The 4,286-nt window shown below is 75.9% G+C and carries 1 protein-coding gene; it reads left to right on the top strand.

Annotated elements, in window-relative coordinates:
• Positions 1-4,286 (top strand): SDR family NAD(P)-dependent oxidoreductase (locus ACFO3J_RS28085; RefSeq protein WP_449343656.1); only part of this gene is annotated, 4,286 nt, incomplete at both ends.

The following is a 4,286-nucleotide window of genomic DNA, read 5'->3' as shown; positions in this document are numbered from 1 at the left end:
GGTGTCATCAAGATGGTGGAGGCCATGCGCCACGGCGTGATGCCCAAGACCCTCCACGTCGACGCGCCCACTCCCCAGGTCGACTGGTCCTCGGGTGCGGTCTCGCTGCTCACGGCGAACATGCCGTGGCGGGAGGACGGCGGCCCCCGCCGGGCGGGTGTGTCGTCGTTCGGTATCAGTGGCACCAACGCGCATGTGGTGCTGGAGGCGCCTGCCGGGTCGGAGGTGGGTGTCGAGCGCGGCGCGGAGGATCCCGGGGGCGCGGTGGTGTGGGTGTTGTCGGGGAAGAGTGCGGGGGCGTTGGCGGGGGCGGCGGTGCGGCTGGGTGCGTGGGTGGTGGCGGATCCGGGGTTGCGTGTGGTGGATGTGGCTCGTGGGCTGGCGATGACGCGGTCGGTGTTCGAGTACCGGGCGGTGGTGGTGGGTTCGGGCCGTGCGGAGTTATTGGCGGGTCTGGAGGCGGTGGCGTCCGGGGCGGTGGGGGTGGTGTCCGGTCCCGGGGGTGAGGGTGCTGGTCGGGGGCGGGAGCTGATGCTGTCGGTCGCTGAGGACTTCGTGCAGGGGCTGGCGGTGGACTGGGAGCTGGTCTTCGCCGGGACCGGTGCCCGGTCGGCGGACCTGCCCACGTACCCCTTCCAACGCACCCGCCACTGGCTCGCGTCGGCGCCGTCCGTCGCTGGCGGCCCGGAGAGCGCCGGACAACACCCCCTGGACCACCCCCTGCTGTCCACGGTCATGCGGCTCGCGGGCAGCGACGAGTACGTCTTCTCCGGTCGCCTGACCGACGAGGCCCAGCCCTGGCTCGCAAACCACAAGGTGGCGGGCACGGTCCTGCTGCCCGGCACCGCCTTCGTCGAGATCGCGCTGCGTGCCGGCGAGCAGGTCGGCTGCGCGGTCCTGCACGAACTCGGCGTGACGGCCCCGCTTCTCCCTCCCCCCTCCGGCGGTGTCGGCCTCCAAGTGCTGGTGGGGTCGCCGGACGAGGACGGCCGGCGTCCGGTCAGGATCTTCTCCCGCCCCGAGTGGGGCGCGCCGGACGGCGACACACCGTGGACCCTGCACGCCACCGGCCTGCTCGCCGCAGAGCCGGCAGAGCCCGCCGGTTCGGTCGACGCCCAGCCCACGTCGGCCGAGTGGCCGCCCGAGGGCTCCTCGCCGGTCGACGTGACCGGCCTCTACGAGCGGTTGGCCCGCCGGGGCTACCACTACGGCCCGGCGTTCCGAGGACTGACCAGGGCGTGGCAGCGCGATGGGGAGGTCTTCGCCGAGGTCGTCCTGGCGGCGGCCGAACAGTCGGAAGCCGGCCGCTACCGGCTGCACCCGGCGCTGCTGGACGCGGCCCTGCACACGATCGGCCTCGCCGCGGGGCCCGCCGACGAGACACCGGCCATGCTGCCCTTCGTCTGGCGCGGCGTCAGGACAGCCGGCCGGGGAGCGGACACCCTGCGCGTACGGCTCACCGGCTCCCGGGGAAGCGAGGCCGCGCTCACCGCGCACGACGCGGCGGGACGCCCGGTCGCCACGATCGCCTCGGTGACGCTGCGCCCGGCCCCCGACGACCTGATGTCCGCCCGGCCGAGCGCGGGCGCCGGCTCGCTCTACCGCCTCCGCTGGCCGGAACAGACCGCCGTGGCGGACGTGGTGGCCGCCCGCTGGGCGGTCCTCGGTGCAGACGGCCCCGACGGATTCGACGGACTCGGCCTCGACGGCCCCGCGGTCGCGCCGCCGGTGCGGCACCACGCCAGCCTCGCCGACCTGCGCGACGCGCTCGACGCGGGTGATCCCGCGCCCGACCTGGTGTGCGCGGTCTGCCCGCCGCAGCCCGGCCGGCCGCCCGCCGACGCGGCGCGGACGACGACCGCGTGGGCGCTGGCGCTGGCACAGGACTGGCTCGCCGACACCCGCTTCCGGCACGCCCGGCTGGTGCTGGTGACCCGGTCGGCGGTCGCCGCCGCGCCCGGGGACGCCCCCGACCCGGCGGCCGCGGCGGTCTGGGGCCTGCTGCGCAGCGCCCAGACCGAGCACCCGGACCGCTTCGTCCTGGCCGACCTCGACGACACCGAGGCCTCGACCCAGGCCCTGCCGGCCGCCGCGGCCGGTACGGAGCCGCAGATCGCGCTGCGCGCCGGCACCGTACGGGTGCCCCGGCTGGCCCCGGTCACCGCGCCAACGCCTGCGGCGGCAGCGGCGGCAGCCTCCGTGGAACGGCACGGGATCCCTGAGCCGGACGGCGTTCTTCGGGTGCCCGGGCTGGCCCCGGCCGCCGCGCCGCCTGCGGCAGCGGCAGCGTCTGCGGACGCGCACCGGGCCGTCGATCCGGAGGGCACCGTACTGGTGCCCCCGGTCGCCCCGCCGACCGCCGAGGTGGTGGCGCCAGTGTCTGCGGACGCGCACCGGACCCCTGACCCGGACGGCACCGTGCGGGTGGCCGGGCTGGCCCCGGTCGCCGCGCCGACAGCCGCGGCGGCGACTCCAGCACCGCCGGAAGGGGCATCCGCGGAGCCGCACCGCGCCCTCGACCCGGGCGGCACCGTGCTCATCACCGGCGGTACCGGGCTGCTGGGGGGACTCGTCGCCCGGCGCCTCGTCACCGCGCACGGCGCCCGGCGCCTGCTGCTCGTCAGCCGCCGCGGCGTCGACGCCGAGGGCGCGCCCGCCCTCGCCGAGGAACTGGCCGGGCTGGGCGCCGAGGTCACCGTCGCCGCCTGCGACGTGTCCGAGGAGGGCCGGCTGGCGGCTCTGCTCGCCGCGATCCCCGTGGACCGTCCGCTGACGGCCGTAGTGCACTGCGCCGGAGTACTGGACGACGTGCCGGTCGGCTCGCTGACCCCCGACCGGCTGGACCGGGTGATGCGTCCGAAGGCGGACGCCGCCTGGCGGTTGCATGAGTTGACCCGGGGGCTGGAGCTGTCGGCGTTCGTGCTGTTCTCGTCGGTGGCCGGGCTGTTCGGTTCGGCGGGTCAGGGGAACTACGCGGCGGCCAATGCCTTTCTGGACGCGCTGGCCGAGCGGCGCAGGGCCGAGGGACTGCCCGCCACCTCGCTGGCCTGGGGGCTGTGGCAGGAGCGCAGCGAACTGACCGCGGGCCTCGGTGAGTCGGACCTGCTCCGGCTCTCCGCCATCGGGGTCCGCCCGCTGCCGACCGACGAGGCGCTCGCGCTGTTCGACGCCGCCCTGGCCGCCGACGAGCCCGTGCTGGCTCCGGTGCGCCTCGATCCGGACGGGCTGGGCGGGCCGGAGCGCCCGGTGCCGGCGCTGCTGCGGGCCCTGACGGTCACGTCACCGGTCTCCCGAACGCCGCGCGTCCCGGCCCGCCGGACGCCCGCCGCGGCAGAGGGTCTCGCCGGACGGGCACGCGCGATGGGCGCGGCCGAGCGGACGCGGACCCTGTCGGCCCTGGTGCGCGGCGAGGCCGCCGCCGTACTCGGGCTGGAGTCGCCCGACGACGTGCAGGACCGGCGGGCGTTCGCCGAGCTGGGCATGGACTCGCTGACCGCCCTCGAACTGCGCAACCGGCTGGCCGCCCTGACCGGACTGGCCCTGCCCGCCGGACTCGCCTTCGACCACCCGACCGCGCGGGACCTGACCGATCATCTGGAGTCGGAACTGCTCGGCACGGAGCAGCCCCCCGAGGCGTCCGCGCCCGTCCCGGCCACGGCGGACGAGCCGATCGCGATCGTCGGGATGGCCTGCCGCTACCCGGGCGGGGTGTCCTCCCCCCAGGACCTCTGGTCCCTGGTCGCCCGCGGCGGCGACGCCATCGGCGACTTCCCGTCCGACCGGGGCTGGGACCTCGACGGGCTGTTCGACCCCGACCCGGACCGGCGCGGTACGAGCTATGCCCGTGCCGGCGGGTTCGTCGACCACGCGGACCGGTTCGACGCGGAGTTCTTCGGGATCTCGCCGCGGGAGGCGCTGGCGATGGACCCGCAGCAGCGGTTGCTGCTGGAGACGTCGTGGGAGGCCGTCGAGCGGGCCGGCATCGACCCGTCCGCGCTGCGCGGCAGCCGTACGGGCGTGTTCGCCGGGGTGATGTACCACGACTACGGGTCGTGGATGAGCACGGTGCCCGAGGAGGTCGAGGGCTATGTCGGCTCCGGCACCGCGGGCAGCCTGGCCTCGGGTCGGGTTGCGTATGTGTTGGGTTTGGAGGGGCCTGCGATCAGTGTGGATACGGCGTGTTCGTCGTCGTTGGTGGCGTTGCATCTGGCGGTGGGTGCGTTGCGGTCGGGTGAGTGTTCGTTGGCGTTGGCGGGTGGGGTGACGGTGATGTCGTCGCCGGGGGT

It is taken from the genome of Streptomyces polygonati (assembly GCF_042650325.1).
GTDB classification, from domain to species: domain Bacteria; phylum Actinomycetota; class Actinomycetes; order Streptomycetales; family Streptomycetaceae; genus Actinacidiphila; species Actinacidiphila polygonati.
Note: the sequence above shows the minus strand (reverse complement) of the source record. Positions and strands in the feature narration are given on the sequence as shown.